Below are 22,319 nucleotides of genomic sequence, written 5' to 3' on the forward strand. Positions count from 1 at the left end.
GGCGAGGCAGCGACGCGCGCTCGCGCCATCGCGACCGGGCTGAGCACACCTATGCGCACGACGCGCATCACCAAGGCTCCAGCGGAATCTCTGCCTGGCTGAGCCTTGGTGTCCGGTGAGGGCTTCGATCGCCCAGCTACGACTACTCCGGCTTTCGGGCTTCCTGCACAGCCGGGACCCTACTGGCGGCGAAAGCAGCCGTCGACGCTTCAAGCGGTCCGATACGGACTAGTTGATCGACTTGATGCTGCCAAAAATGGCATCGAGCGCTTTGCCGTGTGTCTCGCGTTCCTTGTCATTGCCCCACACCGTAAGCATCATCACCCGATTGTTGGTGGCCGGCATCAGGATCAGGTCGACAGTCGTCGGGCCGTTTTCGTCGGCCGTCCGGAACTGGAACACGGTTGAGTCGATGCCATTGATCTTCATGTCGGCTTTGATCGGCTCGACAGCTTTGATCTTGTTGTCGCGCATCCATTTCTGGGTGTCGGACAGCATCTTGTCGATTTGACGTGCGTTTGCCGATTCAATGGACAAGAAGATTGCTTCGTCATCGGGCCGAGCCTGAAAGCCGAATTCGATCTCCTCGGTCGACCAATCATCCGGCAGAGCGATTGTGATCGTAGGATTTTTGGCCGGAACCGCGAAATTCTTGGCGAAGGCTGGAAATGCAAGGAGACCAAGCGCCAAGGCGCCCGCGGCAATACGAGTGAAGAACATCGGGAATGGTCTCTTGCGCCAAGTCAAGAAGATGGCCTGCAGCGCGCAACCCGAATACCGAGAATGAACGACCTTACGCAATGGGAAGCCGCGAAGAAATATAATGTCCGGCCAGGCATCAACGGAATAACGAAAGCGGCATCCCGACGAAGCCCAAATGCATGCAGGCCAGGGCAACGATGACGCCATGGGCGCGAATCTCCGCGCCCCCAACTGCACCCGGATCGAGGATCGACGCGGCACAGAGGCCCCAGCGGAATTGCCGCCTGCATCAGCCATCGATTGCAGCCGAGGGCCTCGCCCGCGCGCGCTTGCGGAGTTCTGGCTTGTTTCAGCCCGACCTCAACCGCGTACGATCTTGGGGCAAATGCAGCGATAATGGCGGCCGCACAGAAGCGATGCCAACACTATCGCCCACTTAACGGAAAGCCTTGGTGGAGCTGAGGGGAACCTAAGCATAGTCCACACCGATCCAACTCCAGTCGACTTTTCTTCATATTTTCGCTTATTCTGCGTCGTTCTGGCTGTTTCAGTCCAGACCAATCCGCTATCATCCGGCGCAATCGTTGGGGTGAATGTTGGGGTAAATGATGGCTCGCGCTGTCAAGAAACTTTCGGTAAGGACGGTCGCAGCAATAACCGAAGCCGGTCGGCACAGCGACGGTGATGGGCTCTACCTCGTCGTCGATCCCGGCGGCGCACGCAGATGGCTCTTTATGTTCCGCTGGCAGGGCAGACTAAAAGAGATGGGATTGGGCGGTTTTTCGCGAGTTTCGCTCGCGGAGGCTCGGGAGCTAGCCGCCGCTGCTCGCCGCCAAGTTCATTCAGGCACCAATCCAATTGAGGCCCGGCGGGTTGCCAAGGCCGAAGAGAAGACTGCTCATGCCGACCGAACCTTCGGCGCGTTCGCCGACGATCTTGTCGATTCCATCAAGGTCGGATTCCGGAACGAAAAGCATCGTTGGCAGTGGTCCCATACCTTAAAAACGTATGCGGCGGCGCTTTACCCACTGGATATCGATACCATTGAAACCAAGCATGTAGTCGATGTGCTCAGGCCGCTTTGGTCGACCAAGCAAGAAACTGCCTCTCGGCTTCGCGGACGCATTGAACGCGTACTCGACGCCGCCAAGGCGAACGGGTTGCGCTCCGGCGATAATCCGGCTCGCTGGCGCGGCCACCTCGATCAGTTGCTACCTCGTCGGCAGAAGCTGCAGCGCGGACATCATCGGGCCTTAGCCTATGAAAAAGTGCCCGAATTTATCACGGAATTGCGCAAGAGAGCCGCGGTAGCCGCTCTCGCGCTCGAATTCACGATCCTCGGCGCCAGCCGGTCTGGAGAGGTAATAGGCGCAAAGTGGACCGAGATTGATCGGAAATCTAAAATCTGGACGATCCCGCCGGAGCGGATGAAAGGCAATAAGGAGCATCGCGTGCCGCTGACAGCCCGGATGCTGGCCATTTTGGACGAGATCGAAAAGGTGAAGACAAGCGAGTATGTTTTTCCGGGGGGACGGAAGGACAAGCCGCTTTCCAATATGGCGATGTCGATGCTGCTGCGCGACAGGATGAAACGCACGGACATCACAGTTCACGGGTTCCGCAGTTCATTTCGAGATTGGGTAGGCGAGAAAACGCAATTTCCGTGGGACGTCGCAGAGGCAGCGCTCGCCCACATAGTCGGCAATGAAACCGCGCGCGCCTACCGACGTGGAGACGCTCTCGAAAAAAGACGCGAGCTGATGCAGGCTTGGGAAAAATTTCTGACGAATCCGGCTTCCAGCCTTCAAGCATCTATGGAAACCAATGCGGCTTAACGGGCGCGCCCCACCAAAACGGCCACCTATTTCGCAAGACGCGAAGCGAATACCGTAGGTATCCGTAATATATGTCACCTCTCCAGCGCGGGAAACAAATCTGCCGCGACCGAAATCCCGCAGAATGACGCAGGAATTACACCGCAGTGCGTATTTTTACAACTAATACTCATGCCTATATACTTTACTTATGATTTAAAATGACGCTAATTCTATGGCTAACATTTATATTTAGGCTAGCATTACGACTTTACTCTGAAATAAACGACATTAAAGCACGAGATTGCGGGCATTATACAATCTTGACATCCTGCCATAGTTCAATTAAATGAAGAAAAATCGGATTGATTATTAGAGAGCCTGCAATTTCTTTGTTGTCCTAAGCAATCGACTTCTCAATCACGAAAGGAACCCAATTAAAGGACTCGATAACCTATGGCAGAAGAGCGCAAAAAGTATTTTCCCCTAGCATATGACATTAATGGCCTAGCCAGCGCCTGTGGGCGAGGTCGATCTACAATCTTTGAAGAGATCGCCGCTGGCCGCCTCATAGCCCGAAAGGCTGGAGGCAAAACCATCGTGTTGTACGCTGACGCCATTGCGTGGCTAGAAGCCCTACCCATTCGCGAACCGTCCCGTTCCGCATTACAAGTGACGGCATCTGCTTGAGCGCGATCCGCGCCGCCAAAGCCGACTGGAGCCAACACGCCGCTTCCTCGTTTTCGTTCAAGTCCTCTAGAGCGTAGCACCAGCGCCGGGGATCGTGGCTTGATCGGAGAGGCGACGGGCGTGTGCGGCCACAGAAAAACTGTCTCTTCCAATTGAAACGACAGGTTTAGGCGCCCCGCGTAGCGTGGCGTCCAAAGATAATATTGCCAAAAAAATTTCTAATATAAATGGAGAAAAAATGACTTATAATAATCGATTAACTATTGGTGGGCATTCAGAGCCATTAAATCATTCATTTTACTACGATAGCGAATTAATATCGAATAATTCTATCATACTTCATGATGCGCCTGCCGGTGCGGGGAAGACGTATGCCAGCTGCAAGATCGCTAGCCAACTAGTACGATCCGGAGAGCGCGTTCTATTTGTTCAACCGACTAAAGAACTTATCGGCAAAACCATCAAGGAATTGAAGACTATGAAAGGAGATGTCAGAATTCACCGTCTCGACGGGGATGTCTGTCAAAAAGTTATTGCACGTATATCAAGTCACTTAAGGAAAACTGATGCTGACGGCCAGGTCCTGTTCATTACGCAGGATGCCTTCATGCAACTTCCCTATGTCCATAAACCGGACCATTGGAATCTAATTGCCGATGAAATTCCTCAGGTCCATAAGGTATTTAACCTCAGATATAAGAAAATACACAGCCTGCTGACATCGATTTTAACAACAATTCCAGTCGATGACGTTTGGTCGCAGCTCGTAATCGGAGACCACAAAGGCCTGTTGAAACTCGAAACGGATATGAAATCCGACAATGGCGTCGCGAAGTTCAAGGAGGCCCTCTCTCTAATTAAGTCCGCTCATTGGTCGACGTATGTCAATACGAATGAATATTCGCAATATGTGGCAAGCGACTCGAAAAAGGAAACTGCCCCCGTTCTGTATGCCGAGATGAACCCTTCAATCATGTCAGGCTACAAGTCGGTTCGTGTTGCAGGCGCAGAACTTAAAGAAAGTCTCCTGTACAAAATATGGCAAACAAAAAATATCAGATTTAAAGAAGAACAACTATCCGAGTTAAAATATTACAGCCACCAGAACGGAGAGAGCGTGAATATCTACTACGCCACTAATACAAATTGGTCAAAGGAAAAGCGGAATAAACATAAAGACGACATTTGGATTCCACTTCTAAAGAAAGTATCTGACCTGTCGGAGAACAAGCGATTTTTGTATCTAGGTAATAATGATACCGGTGATCTATTCCCCCATAGTGACAACGCTACAAGACTTCCAGGCATGCCTCACGGCCTGAATGACTACACGAATGTGGACATGGTTGCCTTTCTGGCGGCTTACAATCCGAGTCCCCAACAGGCTGCATTCCTAAGATTTCGCGGATTGACCGACGAAGACATCATTCGAGACATGTATTACGTGAAAGCTTATCAGGCGATTCTGCGTGGAGGTATCCGCAATCCGAAAAAGGCGGAACCGCAGATCGTTGTGGTGCCAGATCGCGGTCTTGCCGAGTGGCTTCAATCCGTACTGCAGGGCTCCAAAATCGAGTGGCTTGGATTAGGCCCTCCGGAAGATTCATTCAAGAAAGCCGGTAGACCTCAGATTCATACGAGTAGCGCGGAGAGGAATCGAAAATACCGACAGCGGCTGTCGACGAAAGACCATTTGGCTGTTTGGCAAAATCTCATGGACAAAATCCCAAATCATGGTGAGGACGGTAAGGTTAAATGCAATGAATTCTGTGACGAAATACCTTATATCTATAGGTATAACGTCCCGCAATTTCGCGCATGTATTTGGGATTTCCTTTGGTCTACGCATAGTTCGAAATACATAATTGCCTCATCTCACGACATGTTTATTGATAAATTGAGAGAGTATCACCAGAGAACTGTGCCGTCCAAATGCGCTAATCAAGTGATGACGATGGGATGCCCAGCTCTTCATCCGACTAATATGCGGACGGAATCCAATATCGTTTGTGCAAATGGGATAATGCTCGATAATGACGAAGGCGATCTGACGCCTGAGAAATTTGCCGAATTATTCCCTCATACAGAAATGATACTTTTCAATACGTATTCTTGTACGTCTCTTCATCGCAGATGGAGAGCGTACATTCCAACGGAATTCATCATGACGCCACCAATGTATAAGAATGTTATTGAGCAAATACTGAAGGCTGTCGAGAAAGAGGGTTACAACCAAAAGGGGACTGGAGGAAAGAAAAAAGACGGGTTTGATCGAAGCAAAAAGAACTGCGCCGATCTGATGTATCTACCATGCCAGGCAAGGGAGAAAAGCGCGAGTTTCTTTCTCGAATTTCGAGGCCCGGAACGCAAGCCTCTCGATCCTACTCAGTGGGTCAACTTTGACGAAGAGCCTGAAATTATTCGGGAATTCGTTGTCAGCTCCTCATCCGGTAAGACCTGCAACGTTCACAGTGACCTTCTCCAAGAGGAGATCGATTTCGAGATCGAACGCTGGCGAGCCGGAAATATCCCCAAGCAGAGGAATGATGCGTATTCCACCTTGTATTATGCCCTCAAGCGCAGATGCATAGCGTCCGAGAGGGTTGAGGAGATAATGACCAATGAAGCTCTTCTGTGCTCAACCAAACGTCTAAAAGACCAGAGGTTAGGCCAGCTCAAGAGATTAATACGACTGTCAAAAAGGTAAGAGCTATCCAGTTCTGCCGCCCTTTGTCACATCGGTAGATTGATAAATAAATCTGTACCGGTTCTCTCCGGTATAGACGGAGGCGAGATGGACACCGGAGACACGCGGATTAGAGTCGAAATTCTCTGTGATCAGCATTTGGTTGATCGCCTACACCTGATCACGGCCTCAACCGGTGCATCTAGAAATTTCCTGATCAGGAAAGCCATCAGGCTGTATCTGGACAACCGGGAGAAACCGGTCTCCCAGCAGTCCCAGGCGCTGATTGGCCAAGCCTGAAAGGCATCAACTTGGGACGCGGATTTTTGCGAGAGTAACAGCGCGGGATCAACCTTGTCATTCAGTCCGATCACCGCACTGCCGTCGACGAGGCGTCCTTTCGAGGCACCAGAAACCGGCGTTCTGCCGCTCGCACTGATGCTAGAGCCCACTTGTGCTCGATTGTATAGCACGGCTACGGTCTATTAGGGAGGCTACCGAGCCCCTCGTGCGCGGAAGCCAAAGCCTGCCCTATCCTTGCCTTCTAGGCATGGACGGTGATGTTAGGTCCTTCCGTCAATTAGGGCGGTTGGAGACGATGCAGCACTTTAACAGGGCGGATGTCGAGCCTCCTTCCTGCCTCACCGACGAGCGGTCGTCCCGGGCTAGGGAGATGTTGGAAAGCATCTTCGCGGTGGACGCGGCAAAGCTCGAGCAGACCCGAGTGCAAATGTCGCCTTATGAGATCGAGGATTCCGAACTCGGCGAGGCGGTGCGGAAACTCTTCCATGACCGATGCGCCTTTTGCGAATCAAATGCCGAGGTCAGGCCGTACCGATTCAGGCCTCCCGAGGAGGCTGGGCCGTCATCGAGCGTTGCCCCCGAGTTTGCCCGCCTGAGCCACCTTTACTACACGTGGCTCGTCAACGACTGGGCTAACATCTACGCAATTTGTGACGATTGTCGACCACTAGAGCCCTCTGTGTTCCCCATGCGGACGGGGCCCCGGATGCCGTTGCCGGAGCGTGCGCAGGTCGAAATTTACACGCGCAGCTCCTCAGGCGTTTGGCCGTTCCCCGGAACCGAGCGGCAGGTATTCCTCGACCCGTGTGGCGACGAAAACTTTCGGCTGAACCTAGCCGCACTGCCCGACGGTCGGATTGTAGGGCTTTCGGAGCGGGCGGATGCCACCGTCCGCCACTTTCGGCTTAACCGCGCCGACCTCGTGTCTCGACGTGGTAACAGATTCCATCAGTATCTTGATGAACTCCCCCAGTTAGCTAGCCCCGGCTATCCAGTCGATGGTCCCTTCAGGTTCGCGGACCTGGAATATGGCGGGACGTGGTACGTGCTCCTATACCAATTGGCTCGGAGGATCGGAAGTGGCCCCTCTAGCTCTGTACGCCTGACACCGAACAGGATTCGGGAATATTACGCACAGCGAATAGGAGCCGCAAACTTTAGAAAGCAGCTGGCCGAGGCGTTGCTTTCCCTGAATGCTGATCCCAACTCGCTTCGTCGCCCCTCGAGGCGACGACGTGTGGTGATGCGCGGGAAGGCGCGACCAGTCTCCTTTGATATCTGCAACTTCAAGTCAGTGGACCACTTGCGGCTAGAGCTGCCGCTGCTCGGCGGGGAGCTGTCGCAAAAGGTCGGTGTCGCGCTCGCCACTGACGAGGTCATGAAGCGAGCCCATGCCGATCACCGCGCTCCCGCGTTGATGATCCTTGGCGAGAACGCCGTCGGAAAAAGCTCAATCCTCGAAGCAATCGCCTACCTTCTGGCGGGCGAAGCAGCTCGCTCTGATCTCGACCTGCCGTCCGGCTCGTTGATGCTGGATCCGGATCTGCTCGGAGGCAGCGGCGAGCTGCGCGCGGCTAAGCTGACGGCCACGTTCGAGGACGGCAGCAGCGTAAATCTCGAAATCAGTTCCGGAAAGCTCGCAGGCGACCGCGAAGACAACGAAAGCCGCACACCAGTGTTTGCCTACGGTGCGTTCAGGATTTTTGCCAACGACAGCGTCGGTCAGCGGGCGAGCTCCTCCGTAATCTCAATCTTCCGCCCGGAGAACGTTTTACCCAATCCGGAAAGGTGGCTGGTCTCAATTTCCGAGAAGCCGCTCTTTTCTGAAGTCCGACGCGCCCTGAACCAAATTTTGGCGATTGACGACGAGTATGACGGCATCACGATCCAGGAAGGCAGGTGCCTGCTTATCACTAGCGGCATAGCTGACGACGGATCGCGCGTGACGACCCGTACACCGTTGAACCTCGTGTCGTCGGGTTTCCGGTCGGTCCTCAGTATGGCCTGCCACGTCCTGCGCGGGCTCGCTGAGGCGCAGGACGCGAGTAGCGCTTCGCTCGCGAACGCCAGAGCCGTTGTCCTGATCGACGAGATCGAGGCCCACCTCCATCCTCGATGGAAGATGCGGGTCGTCCAGGGACTGCGCAAGGCGCTGCCCGGCGTTACCTTCATCATGACGACTCACGACCCTCTCTGCCTACGCGGACTGTCGACGAGCGAGCTCGTAGTGCTGCGAAGAGCTTTCAGGCGTGGCGATGCCGGGCTCCCCTCAGCGGTCGAGCAGTTGGAGGATCTCCCACCCGTCTCCGCACTCACAGTGGAGCAGCTGCTAACGTCCGACTTCTTCGACCTGTTCTCCACCGACGAGGTCGGCACCGAAGTCACGCTGGCCAGGGCGGGCGATCTTCTGGCGTCCGATCCGCGCGACGAGCAAGAAGTTTTGGCTCTCCGAGACCTCCGCCGTTCAATAGGTGAACAGGTAGCTCGGGCACTCCCAATCGGATCCACGGAAATTGAAAGGCTAGTCCAAGAGGCAGTCGAGCAGTTCCTGAGGAGTAGGGCGACCGCTCCGGCGGCGGAACGCCGGGGTCTGCGCGAGACGACCCGTGCGAAAATCCTCGATTTGCTCGGACGCTACTGAGGTGAGGAACGTCGAGCGTGCTGGAGTCAAGGCGCCGGCCAGCCTTACAGGTCCAGGGAAATCCGGCGCGAGCGAACTCGTGCGAGCACGAACATTCTTCGGCGGACCGGTCCAATACGATGCTAAGGGCAGGCGGAAGTCGTTCAATTTCAAAGCTTACAAAGAGGATGACGTCCGGCACACGCTGCAGCTGCTGTTCCACAGCAAGTGTGCCTACTGCGAAGCCAGTTACGAGGCAGTTGGCCCCGTGGACATCGAGCATTTCCGACCCAAGGGCGAGGTGGAGGGCGAGCCGGCACATCAGGGCTATTGGTGGCTGGCCGCAGATTGGGGGAACCTTCTGCCCAGTTGCATCGACTGCAACCGACGCCGGTTCCAGCCAACCCCGCGCGACATGCGCAGCCTCACTGCGATGGCGGATACCTCTCGAACGGGCGGCGCCTACGTCAGCATCAAGACCGGCAAGGACTCATGCTTCCCCGTCGAGGGCGCACGGGTCATGGCAGAGCCTTCCGAACGCGACCGTGCGCGTCTTCTCGCCTCTGAACGCGCGCTGCTCCTGAATCCGTGTGAGGACCGGGCAGAAGAGCACCTGCGGTACTGGATCGACCGGCGGGACCACATCGGACTGATCTTGCCAGTAACTGGAAATGGTGTGGCCCCGGCTCTCCCGGCGCTCACCGATGACGCTAATGCCATCATTGCCCACGCGCAGGTCGCCAGCATGAGTATACGTGGCGCGCTGTCAATACAGGTATTTGGTCTCAATCGACTGGCGCTCGTCCAGGAACGTACCAGGCTCCTTCGCCGGCTGGAGTTCTTGGGTGCGCTCTTGGTCGATGCTTCGACGCTCGCGGACGATTTGGAAGACGCTCTTCCCCAAGCCGGGACCGTCGCGAATCTCATCCAAGCGGCGATAGACCGGCTAAGGGCGATGGCTAATCGGACAATGGCAGAAATTGTGGCGATGGCTGATCCGCGAGCGCCGTTCTCCGAACTGGTGAGGGAGTGGATTGCCGTTTTCAAGGACGAGCTGTAGGCAGCGCCATCGTCACCGATCTCCGAAATAGCGCTTTCGGAAGGGCAGCTTTCTGCCTGCACCTTCTGAACGAGCCGTTCTGCTTCCGACCAAGATCGGGCATGGCGTTCAACTGAAGCTCTGCCAAGGTTGCAAAAGGATGCGCCCAACGGTCATGCGGGCGCAGTCGACTTCCGCCAGACACGATAGAGCAAGCTAAGTCGCCGCACCCGTTCGATCATGCAGCCTTGCTGCGTACCACCTCCCACTCAACGAGTGACATTTGCGCAGCGGCGGGATCATCAATGATCCGATAGATCGTCTGGCGGCTCAGTCCCGTCGCTTTGGCAATGGCGCTTACACCAGCCTTTTGCTCCAGGAGGTTCAGAACCCCGGTCAGCTGCTCTGCGTTGAAGCTCGGCTTTCGCCCCTTGTAGCGCTTCTCACCCACGAGACTCTTGGCATGAGCGATGCCAGCGATCTGCGCGGCCTTCGTCACCTCAGCATGCGATTGGGCTGCTGCAGCCATAAACCCGATGAGTGCATCACGGACAGCCATCTGCATTGGGTCCTTGGTAGACCCATCGAACGTCATGTTGTTGATGATGGTTCGAACGATCACGCCTCGACGCATGAACTGCTCGATGGCCTGCTTGACGTCATCATAGTTGCGACCGAGACGGTCGATCCATCGAACCACCAGAATGTCACCGGCTCTCAGGATATCATAGAGCCGCCTTCCCTCGGGTCGTTCCTCCAGCTTGGTCTTGACCCCGGAAACTCCGTGATCCGCGAGAACACGATCTAGCTTGAAACCCGCAGCTTCAGCCTGCGTCTGCTGATGCTCGATGGTCTGATCGAGAGTGCTTACCCGCGCATAGAGAACGGTCTGCATTAGGCTCCAGAAACGTCCGTTGAGATCATGACCGATAGATTCCATGACCGTTGATAGGAGTCAACCCTTACGGACATATTTGATGACCCAACGCACGCTGACCGTTGGGCCATACTTCAGCGGACATAGCGGCGATAATACGCCGCGCAGCTGCCCGGAAGCAGTCGCCGTATATAGGGGCTTTGCGCGTCCCTATCCCCATTGGCGGCCGATTCTGCCTCCCACGAAATGAAAATCCTAGTTACAGACTCCTCGAAGGCAAGCATCTTAGTTATTTGCAATTGGCATCAGCGGGAGGCCAAGCTCCTGCAAAAACGCGTTGTGTTTCGCCGTGGCTTTCCGAATTTTCTCGTCGAGCTCAACCAGTTCCTTATGCGTCGCCGCCAGTTCGATCTCGTCCTCACCCACAGCCGTACTGATGTAGCGCGATATGTTGAGGTTGAAGCCTTCCTCAGCAATTCGGTCCATGCTCACGCGCTTGGAATAGCGCTCCTCTTCCTTTCGGAACTGGTACGTGTCGATGATCTTGGAGATGTGATCATCGGTGAGCTGGTTCTGGCGCTTGCCCTTCGCGAAATGTTCGGCTGCGTTGATGAAGAGCACGTCATCCGGCTTCTTGCACTTTTTCAGAACAAGGATGCAGACTGGGATGCCGGTCGAATAGAACAGGTTTGCAGGCAGGCCGATCACCGTGTCGATGTGCCCATCCTTCAGCAGCTTCGTGCGGATACGCTCCTCTGCCCCGCCTCGGAACAACACCCCGTGCGGCAGGATGATTGCCATTACGCCCTCATCCTTCAGGTAGTGGAAACCGTGCAGGAGGAAGGCGAAGTCAGCGGCTGACTTCGGCGCCAGCCCGTAGTTCTTGTGCCGCACATCGTCGCCCATCGCTTCAGTCGGCTCCCAGCGGAGGCTGAACGGCGGGTTGGCCACGATGGCATCGAAGGAAGGCTTCTTGGCGGGGTTCAACTCGCGCAGAATGTCCCAGTCATTGTTTAGGGTGTCGCCGTGGTAGATATCGAACTCAGTGTCCTTCACGCCGTGCAACAGCATGTTCATACGGGCGAGGTTGTAGGTGGTGATATTCTTTTCCTGGCCATAGATTTTACCGATGCCGTGCGGCCCCATGCGCTTGCGCACGTTCAGCAGCAGCGAACCTGAGCCGCACGCGAAGTCAAGCACGCTGGCGAGCCGTTCTTTTCTGCCGGTCGCAGGCTCCTGGCTGTCGAGCGTCACGATCGCAGAAAGGATGTCTGACACCTGCTGCGGGGTATAGAACTCGCCCGCCTTCTTGCCGGAGCCGGCGGCGAATTGTCCGATCAGATATTCGTAGGCATCGCCCAGCGCATCTACATTCGAGGAGAAGTCAGCGAGCCCTTTAGCGATCTCGGTGATGATGGAACATAGCTTCTTATTCTTGTCCGCTTGGGTCCTGCCGAGCTTTTCTGAGTAGAGGTTGATCTCCGAGAACAGGCCGCCGAATGTGCTCTGGAACGACTCGTTCTCGATGTATTTGAAACCTTTATCCAGCGTCAGAAGTAACTCGTCGTTCTGCATGCGCGCCATATAGGCGATGCTGGTCCATAGGTGTTCCGGCTTAATAACGTAGTGCGCCTTGAGGCGCATCTGCTTTTCAAAAGCCGCAACATCGTCAGGGTTCTCCGCGTACCAAACCGAGAGGGACGAGCGCCCGCCATTGCCGATCGCGTTGGGATCGGGATAGTCGCGCCCCAGCTCCTTCTTCGCCGCCACCTCGTAATTGTCGGAAAGGTAGCGCAGGAAAAGGAAAGACAGCATGTAATCGCGGAAATCGTCCGCATTCATCGCACCGCGCAGTTGGTCGGCGATGTTCCAGAGCGTTTTGCCAAGCTGCTTTTGGTTTCTGTCGTTCATCGTGCGGATGCTCCCTCAGCGGTTGGTGCAAGCGCGAGGGCTGCGGTTTGGGTGGCGACTACTCCTGGCAAAGCAAATTCAAACCGCGCGACAAAATCCCGCAGGATCCGACGGAAAAGTTCCTTGTTGTCCTCGCCCATCTCTGTGGGTTCATGGATAGCATAGGCGCCGTGGCTCAAAAGATTAAGTGCGCGGTTGAAAAGTGCTTTGTCTTCAGCGCTGTCGAGCGCCTTCAGGCAAAACGCAATACTCGGGTGTCCAAAGAAAGACGCCGTCTTCTCCATGACACTGCGCAGGGCGTTGAAGTGAAAGGTGTAGAGTTTTCCCTTTGTTGGGTCGGCTGCTCGCTGCAATTCAGCGAGCGTTGCCACGTGGTGAAAAAATGGTGTGTCTTCCGTTGTTTGTAGCGTGTATTTTCCATCTTGACTCGGGCGGTGCAGAAAATAGCGTCGATGGTCAACTGAAGGCGCATCATCAATCTTTCTGCTCATTTCGTTGCACATCACGTTAAAGAACAGCGCGTGGTGTGAAGAAAAGATCACCCTGATAGGGGTGGGTGCACCGTCGGCATTTTTTCGCGTGGCTGCCCGACGAATGAGCTTCGCTAGGTCGCAGGCGACAGAGATTGCATTGTTGTCGTCAAGCGACGAGATCGGGTCGTCGATGTAGAGGTACTTCTTATCCTGATAGGATTCATGTCCATCCAACATCCGTTCGCAGATGGCCATGAAAATGCACCAGATGAAGATGTTCTGTTCGCCCCGCGACACCTTGATGTTGGCTTCTCCACCCTTTCGGAAGCTGACGAAATCAGGCTTGGAGATTATATCCTTGCCCTGCTGAACGTCCTTGTAGGTGAAATCAAATTCAAAGTCGGTGTAGCGGGAAAGGTAGCGGGCGATGGCTTCGTCCAGCGCGAGTTCCGTCATTGCGTTGAAGAAGGACGACCTCTCGTTTAGATGCAAGCGGCGCACGCTGTCGCCTTCGAGGTCGTTCTCCCAGAAGAACAGATCCTCAGTGAAGGCGTTGAAGTACAGCGTGTCGGGCGTGCCGGTCGGGTTCCTCTTGTTCTTGCGCTTCCCCGCGTCCTTGAACTCCATCGACAAACGGGTCTTACCGGTGCGGTTGTAAGCATAGATCAATAGCAGGGAAGCTGGTCCTGTGGGATTATTCAAATCGTCACGAAGCCGCGCCACCAGGCTTTTCAGGTTCTTGTAGGTGCTCACGCGCCAGCCTCCCTAACCTGGGGGAAAAGCTGCTGCATCAGCCCCTTCTTGTAGGTCCTGAAGGTTTCCAGCCTTCGGGTCTCGGCAGCGATAAGCTCGTCAACGGAGGTGAGGCAGTCGGCGATGCTCTGCTGTTCTTCAATCGAAGGAACCATTAGGCCTATGTTTTGTATGGTTGTTAGATTCATCCCAGCCTTTGTTCCATTGTCAGTTGACGAGTGGAACAGCCGTTGGGCTTGGTCGGACGCAAGAAAATAGGCGACAAACTTGCTGCACAGTTTGCTCTCTTCAAAACGCACCAAGGCGATGTGCTGATTGATATATGCTGGCGATGGCACCCTTTCGTCGACATATCCAATAATCCCAATATCCGCCGTAATTGATATCAACAAATCATTTGTCTTCAGCTGAGTGCGGATGCCCTCACTCACGTTACTCGGCAGCTGGACAAACTTCTTATCGCTTAAATCCATGTAAATGGACTCGCGCGAAAGATTTGTGATGCGGATAAACATTTCGCCCGCGTCAGCGTAGAACGCCGCCCATCCCCTCGAACCACTGGTTACAAAGGGCTTGAAACCACCTATGGTTGATTTAGCCCACTCGCCCGCCCCTTCGAACGCTGGGAAACGGAGGCGAGGTCGAGTTTCGGCAGGTATCTTGATGCCGTTCTCGACGCGCTCAGGTTGCGGGAAAAGCTGCTGCATTAGGCCGTTCTTGTGGGCCTTCAGCGCCTCCACCTTCCGGCCCTGCGCAGCAATCAAAGCGTCCGCCGATTTTAGACAGTCGGCGATCTTTTGTTGCTCCTTCAGAGAGTTCGGGCCCGATGGGACCGGCACGGGCAAGGCCAATAGGTCACGATCATTGATGCTCAGCGATCCGTGGGCGCGGGCACCAACTTCAATGAACTTCCGCAACCACCGCCCATGTAGATTTCCAAGAAACAGGTAGTTCAAATAGCTCGGCCAAATCGTATCTTCCTGAACTCGGAAGCACGTGAATATGCTGTTTGGAACGGCAGCAAGCTCGTCACCGGTGTAGAGAGCAATAAATCCCTCTGGGTATTCCTTTGTCGCGCTCTTGTTATAGGCGAAGTCGTTTTTCTGAATCTGCAAATAATTCTTGTAAGAATCACCAGCGATGATCCGCCCGAACTTCTCCATCTGGCTGACAAGGCCAACGCCAGAAGTGACGCTCATCGGGACACATTTCTTGTCCCCAACCTTCTTGGCTCTGATCGACGCCACAGATCCGAGAGCAACATTATCCCAGGCCCCGGCTTCGTGAAACTCAGGGAAGCGCCGTTCCGGCAACGCAGCCCCGCCGTCTGTCGCGGCCGATGATTTCCGCTTACTGCTCATAAGCGCTCAGCCCCGCAATCTCGCGCCCACCAGCCCGCTTGAGCAGCAAGGGCATCAGGTCGGCCATCAGGTCCAGTTCCTTCAACCGTCGCGCCTTCCAATTCAGACCAAGGATTTCCATTAGGTCGGTCAGCGCCTCTCCGTCAAAGATCATACGTTGCAGGATGGTGTCGACAAAGGCTTGCAGCGCCTCCTTCGCCAGCCCATGCTTGCCCGCAATGTCTGCCACCTCCGCCGCGTTCTTTTCCGCCTTGAAGCGGCTGTAGCCCTCGCGGATGGCCTTTTCGCTTAAGCCCTCGCCCGCTTTGAGGGTGTTGATGTAGGCGGCGATATCCTCGCGCTCGTCCATGAACTTGGCATCGGACTGGATTAGGCCGATCAGCTGCTCGCGGCTCATCTTCTGCTTGCCGGGCGCGCTTTCCGAATAGCGGGCGATCAGGCCCATGATGTAGTCATAATCGATGATGGCCGAGGCGAAGAGTACGAACTCGAAATCCAGCTGGTCTGCTTCCTGCGTCGGCTTGTCCGCACCCTTACCTTGCTGGGTCCGAAGGCGCTGCGCCGCTTCCAGATAGGCACCGCGGAAACCCAGAAGACTCTCGCGCGGCAAGAGCCGTTCGATCGTAGAAGCGCTTTCCGGCGTCAAGTCAGTGTACTGGTCAAGTTGGGTCTTGAGACGCTGGACCTCCTTGAAATACTCGATGAAGGCCGCACGTGCAGCGTCGCCCTTGAGGTTGGGAACGGCTTCGGGCGCGGAGGCGAGGCCCTGCGACTTCATGAAGTCGTCGAGCTTTTGCACTGCGGTTTCCAGCTTTTGGATGACCACAGGGGCCTTGTCGACAAGCCAGATTTCGCGGGCTTTTTCGGCAGCAGCTTCGCCAGAGAACAACGCAATGGCGGCATCAACCGCACCCTGCTGCTGGCGGAAGTCGATGATGTTGCCGTAGGGCTTTGTGGCGTTCAGCACCCGGTTAGTGCGCGAGAAGGCCTGGATCAGGCCATGATGCTTTAGGTTCTTGTCGACGTAGAGGGTGTTCAAGAACTTTGAATCGAAGCCAGTCAGCAGCATGTCGACGACGATCGTGATGTCGATTTTGTGGTGCGGCTGGTTGGGGTAAGCCTTCTTCAGGTCAGCATCCGGCCATTGCTGATCTTTGATGCGCTTCTGTACGCCCTGATAATAGAGGTCGAATTCAGCGATCTTGTGATTGGTGCCGTAGTTGGCGTTGTAGTCGGTAAGGATGGCCTTAAGAGCTTCCTTCTTTTTTTCGGGCTCAACCGCATTGTCTTCCTTCTCCTGAGGCAGGTCTTCCTGAATCTGCTTCACGTCGGGATCGCCGTCAGCCGGCGGGGAGAAAACGCAGGCGATGTTGAGCGGCCGGAAGCTGGGATCGGCGGCCAGTTTCTCAGCCTGCATGGTCTTAAAAACGGTATGATACTCGATGGCATCATTGATCGACGACGTGGCGAGCAGGGCGTTGAACCGGCGCTGCCCGGTGGCAGCGTCGTGCTTGGCGAGAATCGCTTCGATCACCGCCCGCTTGGCCAGCGGTTCGCCCGGCTTGGGCACGCTCTTGCCCTGCGGCTTGTAATAGTCGACGTGGAACCGAAGGACGTTGCCGTCCTCGATGGCGTGGGTGATCGTGTAGGTGTGAAGACGCTGCTGGAAGAGGTCCTCCGTCGTCTTCATGCTGGCCTGCGTGTCTTCGATCTTCTGCTGGGCCGCGTTTTGATCGAAAATCGGCGTGCCAGTGAAGCCGAAGAGCTGCGCGCGCGGGAAGAACTCCTTGATCGCCTTGTGGTTCTCGCCGAACTGCGACCGGTGGCATTCGTCGAAGATGAAGGCGATGCGCTTGTCGCGCAGGGGCTCCAGTTGTTCCTTATAGCTCTTCTTACCGTCCTTCCTCTGTTGTTTATTGCGCTTGCTGTTTTCGTCCAGCGCGAGGCCCAGCTTCTGGATCGTGCAGACAATGACCTTGTCGGCGTAGTCGTCTGAAAGCAGGCGACGAACGAGGGACGCGGTGTTAGTGTTTTCCTCGACGCAGCCTTCCTGGAATTTGTTGAACTCCTCGCGGGTCTGCCGATCCAGATCCTTGCGGTCCACGACGAAGAGGCACTTTTCGATGTCCGGATTGTCCTTTAGCAGCGTTGACGCCTTGAACGACGTGAGCGTCTTGCCGCTGCCCGTCGTGTGCCAGATGTAGCCGTTGCCGCAGTCCTGGGCGATGGAATCGACGATCGCCTTTACCGCGTAGACCTGATACGGCCTCATCATCAGGAGCTTCTGGTCGCTTGCGACCAGAACCATGTAGCGGCTGATCGTCTGGCCGAGCGTGCACTTCACGAGGAAGGTCTCGGCGAAGCTATCGAGATGGACAATCTTCTTGTTATCTACATCGGCGAACTCGTAGACCGGCAGGAAACGCTCCTCGGCATTGAATGCGAAGTGCCGAGCATTGTTGTTCGCGAAGTAGAACGTCCTATCGCGGTTGCTGACGATGAAGAGTTGAAGGAAACACAGAATTGTCTTCGTGTAGCCGTTCCCCGGATCGTTCTTGTACTCGACGATCTGCTCCATAGCACGACGTGGGCTGATCCCGAGCGTCTTCAGTTCTACCTGAACGACCGGCACCCCGTTGATGAGGAGAACTACGTCATAGCGATGGTGGCTGTTGTCCGTGTTGATGCGGAGCTGGTTGACGACTTCGAAGGAGTTTTTGCACCAGTCCTTGATGTTGACGAGCGTGTAGTTGAGCGGCGTGCCGTCATCACGAATGAGGCTGTTGCGCTCTCGCAGCGTGCGTGAGGCTGTGAAAACGTCGGGCGTGACAATTTCTTCGAGAAGCCTGGCAAACTCGGTGTCAGTAAGGCGAACGCCGTTCAGCGCTTCAAATTTCTGTCGAAAATTGTGTTCTAGCGAAGTGCGGTCGCGGATGTCGGGGCGATACTCATATTTCAGATCTTGTAATCGTGTGACGAGCGACTGCTCCAAGGCGCGTTCGAATATGTTCATGGTGAGAGCATCGCTCCGCAGCCTCTGACAGCGCATCAGTGAATCAAGCTTTGGCGCTTGTATCCGTAATCTGAAGCGAAGGGGAGGCTGCCGTTGCCTGCTGCTTCAGTCTGATTTTAACGCCCAGCGAAACGGGGATGGGATTGGAAGCTAATCGATAGGCGGGCAGGCAGCGATCGGCGGGCCACGGAGGCACCCTGAAGCGTAGAGTTGGGTCTGTTTGCCAATCGGCCAATGATCTACTGAAATCGGCTCCATAGCTGACCATCGCCTCGCCGGGGGGCATGTCTGGGCTTCACGCGAGTCCTCGCTTCTACGAGATTGCGAGGTCATGGATGCGGCTGCGAGCGAGAAATGGACCCAAAAACCAACCTATCTGCTCCCACTTCTGCTTCCACTGGCATCACACGCGAAGACCTGTACGAGCGCGTCTGGGCCACGCCGATCAACCACTTGGCCGAAGAGCTCGGGGTGAATCACTATCACCTCACGCGCATCTGCGAGGTGCTGAACGTGCCCCGGCCGCCCGCCGGATATTGGCAGAAGAAGGCAGTTGGGAGGGAGGCGCCCCGTCCTGACTTGCCCGCTGCATTGCCCGGAGACCAGGCCCGTTGGACCAGAGGCACACTCCTCTCAGCGCCTCCGCCGAAGCGCGCGTACCGTCGTATGGAGCGGAAAGCTGCCAACCGCCCTCACAAGCCTACGCGCCATCCCATGCTGATCGGCGTCGACGAGTCTTTCAGAAAGTCGCGCAGCGACGAGAAGAACGAGTTTTTGCGCCCTTACAAGCATCTCCTACCTGACATCGTAGCTTCGGCTGACCATCTCTCTGCCGCGCTCGATATCGCAAACCAGATTTACGACGCCCTCGATCAGAAGGGGTATCGCGTCATGTTCGCGCCTGCCGACCAAGAGATGCGGCGCAGGCACGTGGATGAGCAGGAGGTCCCGCGCAAAGACCGCAAGTATGGGCGTTATCAGACTGGCAGCATCTGGTCGCCGCGCCGCCCCACTGTCACCTACGTTGGCACTATCCCAGTCGGCTTAGTGCTGACCGAAATGACCGAGCGCGTGACGATGCGGTATCTCGACGGCTCTTACGTGCGTGAAGATAGCAAGCTGGTTCGGTCCGCTCGGCCCTGGCAGCTCACTAACTCCTGGACGACGGAGCAAGACCTGCCCTGCGGCCGGTTTCGGTTCGTCGCGTACTGTCCGCTCGCCAACATCGAATGGTCGACAAGCTGGCAGGACACGCAATCGGCTGACCTCAAGTCGCTTGTCCACTCGATAGTCTCACGGTTGGAGAACTCCGAGACGGAACTCCAAACTCTGATCGTCGCAGAAGAAAAGGCTGCAGCTCAACGGCGGAAGGAGCGGGCTGAGGCGCATGAGCGGTACCTCCGCCAAGAGGACCGCCGGGCCGTCGAGCGAGCTTTGGCGGAGAGCAAAGAGCAGCTCGCTGACATTATGCAAAAGTGGGCAGCCGCAACAGCCGTCGAGCGCTTCTTTCAGGAGGCTGAGAAGCGGATGGAGCAGGTCGACGATGAACGCCGGGCCCATATTCAGACACGCTTGGCTTTGGCGAGAGCGATGCTAGGGGAACAAGATCCTCTTGCATTTCTGTCGGATTGGCTCGCTCCCGACGAGCGGTATCAACCGAAGTATCCTCAGGCGTGAGAATTCTGGATCAACAAGCTCGATGGTATCTGCGCGGGGTGCCCAAAATGCCCCGGAGATTGGCGCCGAATCCAAATCGATCCAGATCAAACCACGGATAATGTTGGGGTAAATTTTGGGGCATTTCCCCCAAGGCCTCGCAAACCGTGACTGAAATCAATCACTTAGCGAAAAGCCTTGGTGGAGCTGAGGGGATTCGAACCCCTGACCTCTGCAGTGCGATTGCAGCGCTCTCCCATCTGAGCTACAGCCCCAAGGCGCTGGCCTTCTAGGCTGTGCGCCGCGTGGATGTCAATCACTTCCGCCATCTGTTTTGGCGCGAGCAGGGGATATTCCGCGAACCCTCTCCGGTCAGGCTTAAAAGGAAGATCGATGCGTGCCGTTCTCGACGTGGTTCTGCTCGCTCTGCAGATCTATGTGTGGCTTCTGATCGCCTCGGCTGTGCTGAGCTGGCTGATCGCCTTCAACGTCATCAACACCCGCAACCAGTTCGTCTCCACCGTCTGGGACACGCTCTACCGCATCACTGAACCGGCTCTGCGCCCGATCCGCGAACGCCTGCCCAATCTCGGCGGCATCGATATCTCGCCGATCATCCTGGTATTGATCATCTACTTCATCCAGAGCGTGATCGTCCGCTACATCTACCCCAACGTGTTCTGACCGCGCCCGTCCTGCAAGCGACGCGGCTCTCAGGCTGCGACGACGCATTCGACGCCGCCATGAGCGGTATGCAGTATGGCGGCCTCCGCAATCGCCCGAGGTCGCCAGCATGGCCGCAGCCGCCCGCCCCTATCGCAGCCAGAACTGGGTTCTGACCAAGCCTTCCGCGCGCGGAAGGCACGGCATCGTCGTCTCCCAGAGCCGCGAGGCCGCCGAAGCCGGAACAGCGATCCTCGAACAGGGAGGCAACGCCGCCGACGCCGCGGTTGCGGCCTGTTTCGCGCTGGCCGCGGTCGAGCCCTGGAACAGTGGCCTGGGCGGTATCGGCTTCGCCGTAGTGCTGAAGGCCGGCGAGAGCCGGGCACAGGTCGTCGATTTCGGGCCAATCGCCCCGCGGCGCGCCGATCCCGCCGAGTACCCTCTCACCGGGGAGATGAAGAAGGATCTCTTCACCTGGCCCGAAGTCGTCGGCGACCGCAACATCCACGGCCCGCTCTCCTTCTGCATCCCCTCCTCCGTCGCCGGCTATGCGAAGTTGAAGGAGGCCTTCGGCTCCGCTTTGCCGCTCGCCGAGATCCTCGCCCCCGCTGTCGCGCTCGCGAAGCGCGGCCTGCCGGCCGATTGGTACACGACACTGAAGGTCGCCTCCTCGGCTTCGGTGCTCAGGCTCTACGAAGAGAGCGCGCGGATCTATCTGCCCGGCGGGCTGCCGCCGGTGCCGCCCTATCAGGGCACGCCCGGCTTCATGACATTGGGCAAGCTGCCAGAGACGCTGGAGCGGCTCGCCGTGGCCGGCCTCGACGACTTCTATCGCGGTGACGTCGCCCGTCGTCTCGCAGCCGACATCGCCGCCGTCGGCGGCGTCGTGGACGAGCAGGATCTGGCGGGCTGCGAGGCGCAGCTGCGCGCCGCGCCGACGATCGACTGGCGCGGCAGCCACCTCGTCCATACCGCTGGCGGCCTCACCGCCGCCCCGACGCTGGAGCGCGTCATTGCCGGCATGGCAGATGCGCCGATTGACGGCGAGGGTCCTTCAGCCGCCTGGTTCGCGCAGCTGTCGCGCGTGATGCGGCAGGCCTATCGCGAGCGCCTCGACGGCCTCGGTGCCGCGACGGCTGCGAAGGAGCCCGGCGATACCTGCACCACCCATCTCACCGTGGTCGATGGCGAGGGCAATCTCGTCACCGTCACCACCACCCTGCTCTCCTCGATGGGCAGCCGCGTCGTGCTGCCCTCGACCGGCGTGCTGATGAACAACGGCATGATGTGGTTCGACCCACGCCCCGGCAGCGCCAACGCGATCGCGCCCGGGGCCCGGCCGCTCTGCAACATGTGCCCGGTCGTGGTGACGCCAAAGGATGGCGGCTGGCCGCGCCTTGCGGCCGGCTCCTCCGGCGGGCGGCGCATCCTCGCCAGCGTCTACCAGACGCTGGCCTGGCAGCTCGATTTCGGCATGGGGACCGAGGAAACCGCGCATCAGCCGCGCATCGACGTCTCCGGTCCGGATTCCGCCAGCGCAGATCTGCGGCTGCCGGCCGGGACGCTGGCCGTTCTGGAACAGGCCGGCCCGACGACGCTGGCCGAACACGCCGTCATGCCGATCAACTTCGCCTGTCCCAACTTCATCCGGGTCGATCGCGACGGCGCCGAAGGCTCGAGCGACGCCGCCTCGCCCTGGTCGGCGGCGGTGGCGGCGCAACGCTGACACAGCGAAGGCGGGGCGGCACATGCCCGCCC

At 56.8% G+C, this 22,319-nt stretch carries 14 protein-coding genes and 1 tRNA gene; 8 read left to right on the forward strand and 7 right to left on the reverse strand.

Features of this window, described 5'->3' with window-relative positions:
* Positions 1-228: 228 nt before the first annotated feature.
* Positions 229-909: a hypothetical protein gene (locus tag AB4Z10_RS05065; protein ID WP_441469287.1), complete on the reverse strand. Its 681-nt coding sequence runs from the start codon at positions 907-909 to the stop codon at positions 229-231.
* 401 nt (positions 910-1,310) lie between these two features.
* On the opposite strand from AB4Z10_RS05065, the gene AB4Z10_RS05070 reads away from it, so the two are divergent.
* The 5 genes from AB4Z10_RS05070 to AB4Z10_RS05090 all read left to right on the forward strand — a co-directional run bounded on the left by AB4Z10_RS05070 (position 1,311) and on the right by AB4Z10_RS05090 (position 9,875).
* The gene (locus tag AB4Z10_RS05070) at positions 1,311-2,537 is read left to right on the forward strand and encodes a tyrosine-type recombinase/integrase (protein ID WP_441469288.1); all 1,227 of its coding nucleotides are present in this window, start codon (positions 1,311-1,313) and stop codon (positions 2,535-2,537) included.
* 853 nt (positions 2,538-3,390) lie between these two features.
* Positions 3,391-5,913, forward strand: a complete 2,523-nt coding sequence (locus AB4Z10_RS05075; protein ID WP_441469289.1) for a DEAD/DEAH box helicase family protein — start codon at positions 3,391-3,393, stop codon at positions 5,911-5,913.
* Between the two features lie 87 nt (positions 5,914-6,000).
* Positions 6,001-6,192, forward strand: coding sequence for a ribbon-helix-helix protein, CopG family (locus AB4Z10_RS05080; protein ID WP_441469290.1), 192 nt, complete (start codon positions 6,001-6,003; stop codon positions 6,190-6,192).
* A 298-nt stretch (positions 6,193-6,490) separates the two neighbouring features.
* The gene (locus AB4Z10_RS05085) at positions 6,491-8,836 is read left to right on the forward strand and encodes an AAA family ATPase (protein ID WP_441469291.1); all 2,346 of its coding nucleotides are present in this window, start codon (positions 6,491-6,493) and stop codon (positions 8,834-8,836) included.
* 1 nt (position 8,837) lies between these two features.
* Entirely contained in the window at positions 8,838-9,875 is a 1,038-nt protein-coding gene (locus tag AB4Z10_RS05090) for an HNH endonuclease family protein (RefSeq protein WP_441469292.1), read from the forward strand.
* Between the two features lie 217 nt (positions 9,876-10,092).
* Here the strand turns inward: AB4Z10_RS05090 and AB4Z10_RS05095 are convergent, their stop codons facing one another.
* The 5 genes from AB4Z10_RS05095 to AB4Z10_RS05115 all read right to left on the reverse strand — a co-directional run bounded on the left by AB4Z10_RS05095 (position 10,093) and on the right by AB4Z10_RS05115 (position 18,242).
* Positions 10,093-10,749 carry a recombinase family protein gene (locus AB4Z10_RS05095; RefSeq protein WP_441469293.1) on the reverse strand — a complete coding sequence of 219 codons (657 nt, stop codon included), beginning with the start codon at positions 10,747-10,749 and terminating at the stop codon, positions 10,093-10,095.
* Between the two features lie 267 nt (positions 10,750-11,016).
* Positions 11,017-12,642: a type I restriction-modification system subunit M gene (locus tag AB4Z10_RS05100; protein ID WP_441469294.1), complete on the reverse strand. Its 1,626-nt coding sequence runs from the start codon at positions 12,640-12,642 to the stop codon at positions 11,017-11,019.
* Positions 12,639-13,868 carry an AAA family ATPase gene (locus AB4Z10_RS05105; protein WP_441469295.1) on the reverse strand — a complete coding sequence of 410 codons (1,230 nt, stop codon included), beginning with the start codon at positions 13,866-13,868 and terminating at the stop codon, positions 12,639-12,641. The genes AB4Z10_RS05100 and AB4Z10_RS05105 overlap by 4 nt, the downstream gene beginning before the upstream one ends.
* The gene (locus AB4Z10_RS05110; RefSeq protein ID WP_441469296.1) at positions 13,865-15,229 is read right to left on the reverse strand and encodes a restriction endonuclease subunit S; all 1,365 of its coding nucleotides are present in this window, start codon (positions 15,227-15,229) and stop codon (positions 13,865-13,867) included. Before AB4Z10_RS05110 ends, AB4Z10_RS05105 begins: the two co-directional genes overlap by 4 nt.
* Complete coding sequence (locus AB4Z10_RS05115; protein WP_441469297.1) at positions 15,219-18,242, reverse strand: type I restriction endonuclease subunit R; 3,024 nt, start codon at positions 18,240-18,242, stop codon at positions 15,219-15,221. Before AB4Z10_RS05115 ends, AB4Z10_RS05110 begins: the two co-directional genes overlap by 11 nt.
* A gap of 714 nt (positions 18,243-18,956) precedes the next feature.
* Here AB4Z10_RS05115 and AB4Z10_RS05120 point away from each other — a divergent pair.
* A complete protein-coding gene (locus AB4Z10_RS05120) occupies positions 18,957-19,919 on the forward strand; it encodes a hypothetical protein (protein WP_441469298.1) in 963 nt (320 codons plus the stop codon).
* A 178-nt stretch (positions 19,920-20,097) separates the two neighbouring features.
* Here AB4Z10_RS05120 and AB4Z10_RS05125 read toward each other — a convergent pair.
* Positions 20,098-20,173 (reverse strand) — tRNA-Ala (locus tag AB4Z10_RS05125).
* Between the two features lie 118 nt (positions 20,174-20,291).
* Here AB4Z10_RS05125 and AB4Z10_RS05130 point away from each other — a divergent pair.
* Both AB4Z10_RS05130 and AB4Z10_RS05135 read left to right on the forward strand, forming a co-directional pair.
* The gene (locus tag AB4Z10_RS05130; RefSeq protein WP_441469299.1) at positions 20,292-20,582 is read left to right on the forward strand and encodes a YggT family protein; all 291 of its coding nucleotides are present in this window, start codon (positions 20,292-20,294) and stop codon (positions 20,580-20,582) included.
* 109 nt (positions 20,583-20,691) lie between these two features.
* On the forward strand, positions 20,692-22,287 hold the full coding sequence (locus AB4Z10_RS05135) for a gamma-glutamyltransferase (protein WP_441469300.1): 1,596 nt from the start codon (positions 20,692-20,694) through the stop codon (positions 22,285-22,287).
* Positions 22,288-22,319 lie beyond the last annotated feature (32 nt).

Origin of the sequence: Allobosea sp. RAF48 (assembly GCF_052114025.1) — a bacterium.
GTDB lineage: Bacteria > Pseudomonadota > Alphaproteobacteria > Rhizobiales > Beijerinckiaceae > Allobosea.

Excerpts from the sequence above, each read along its gene's own strand:
- AB4Z10_RS05065 (WP_441469287.1), bottom strand. The coding sequence starts at position 909 with ATGGCGTCATCGTTGCCCTGGCCTGCATGCATTTGGGCTTCGTCGGGA.
- AB4Z10_RS05070 (WP_441469288.1), top strand. The coding sequence starts at position 1,311 with ATGGCTCGCGCTGTCAAGAAACTTTCGGTAAGGACGGTCGCAGCAATA.
- AB4Z10_RS05080 (WP_441469290.1), top strand. The coding sequence starts at position 6,001 with ATGGACACCGGAGACACGCGGATTAGAGTCGAAATTCTCTGTGATCAG.
- AB4Z10_RS05085 (WP_441469291.1), top strand. The coding sequence starts at position 6,491 with ATGCAGCACTTTAACAGGGCGGATGTCGAGCCTCCTTCCTGCCTCACC.
- AB4Z10_RS05095 (WP_441469293.1), bottom strand. The coding sequence starts at position 10,749 with ATGCAGACCGTTCTCTATGCGCGGGTAAGCACTCTCGATCAGACCATC.
- AB4Z10_RS05100 (WP_441469294.1), bottom strand. The coding sequence starts at position 12,642 with ATGAACGACAGAAACCAAAAGCAGCTTGGCAAAACGCTCTGGAACATC.
- AB4Z10_RS05110 (WP_441469296.1), bottom strand. The coding sequence starts at position 15,229 with ATGAGCAGTAAGCGGAAATCATCGGCCGCGACAGACGGCGGGGCTGCG.
- AB4Z10_RS05115 (WP_441469297.1), bottom strand. The coding sequence starts at position 18,242 with ATGAACATATTCGAACGCGCCTTGGAGCAGTCGCTCGTCACACGATTA.
- AB4Z10_RS05120 (WP_441469298.1), top strand. The coding sequence starts at position 18,957 with ATGCTGATCGGCGTCGACGAGTCTTTCAGAAAGTCGCGCAGCGACGAG.
- AB4Z10_RS05130 (WP_441469299.1), top strand. The coding sequence starts at position 20,292 with ATGCGTGCCGTTCTCGACGTGGTTCTGCTCGCTCTGCAGATCTATGTG.
- AB4Z10_RS05135 (WP_441469300.1), top strand. The coding sequence starts at position 20,692 with ATGGCCGCAGCCGCCCGCCCCTATCGCAGCCAGAACTGGGTTCTGACC.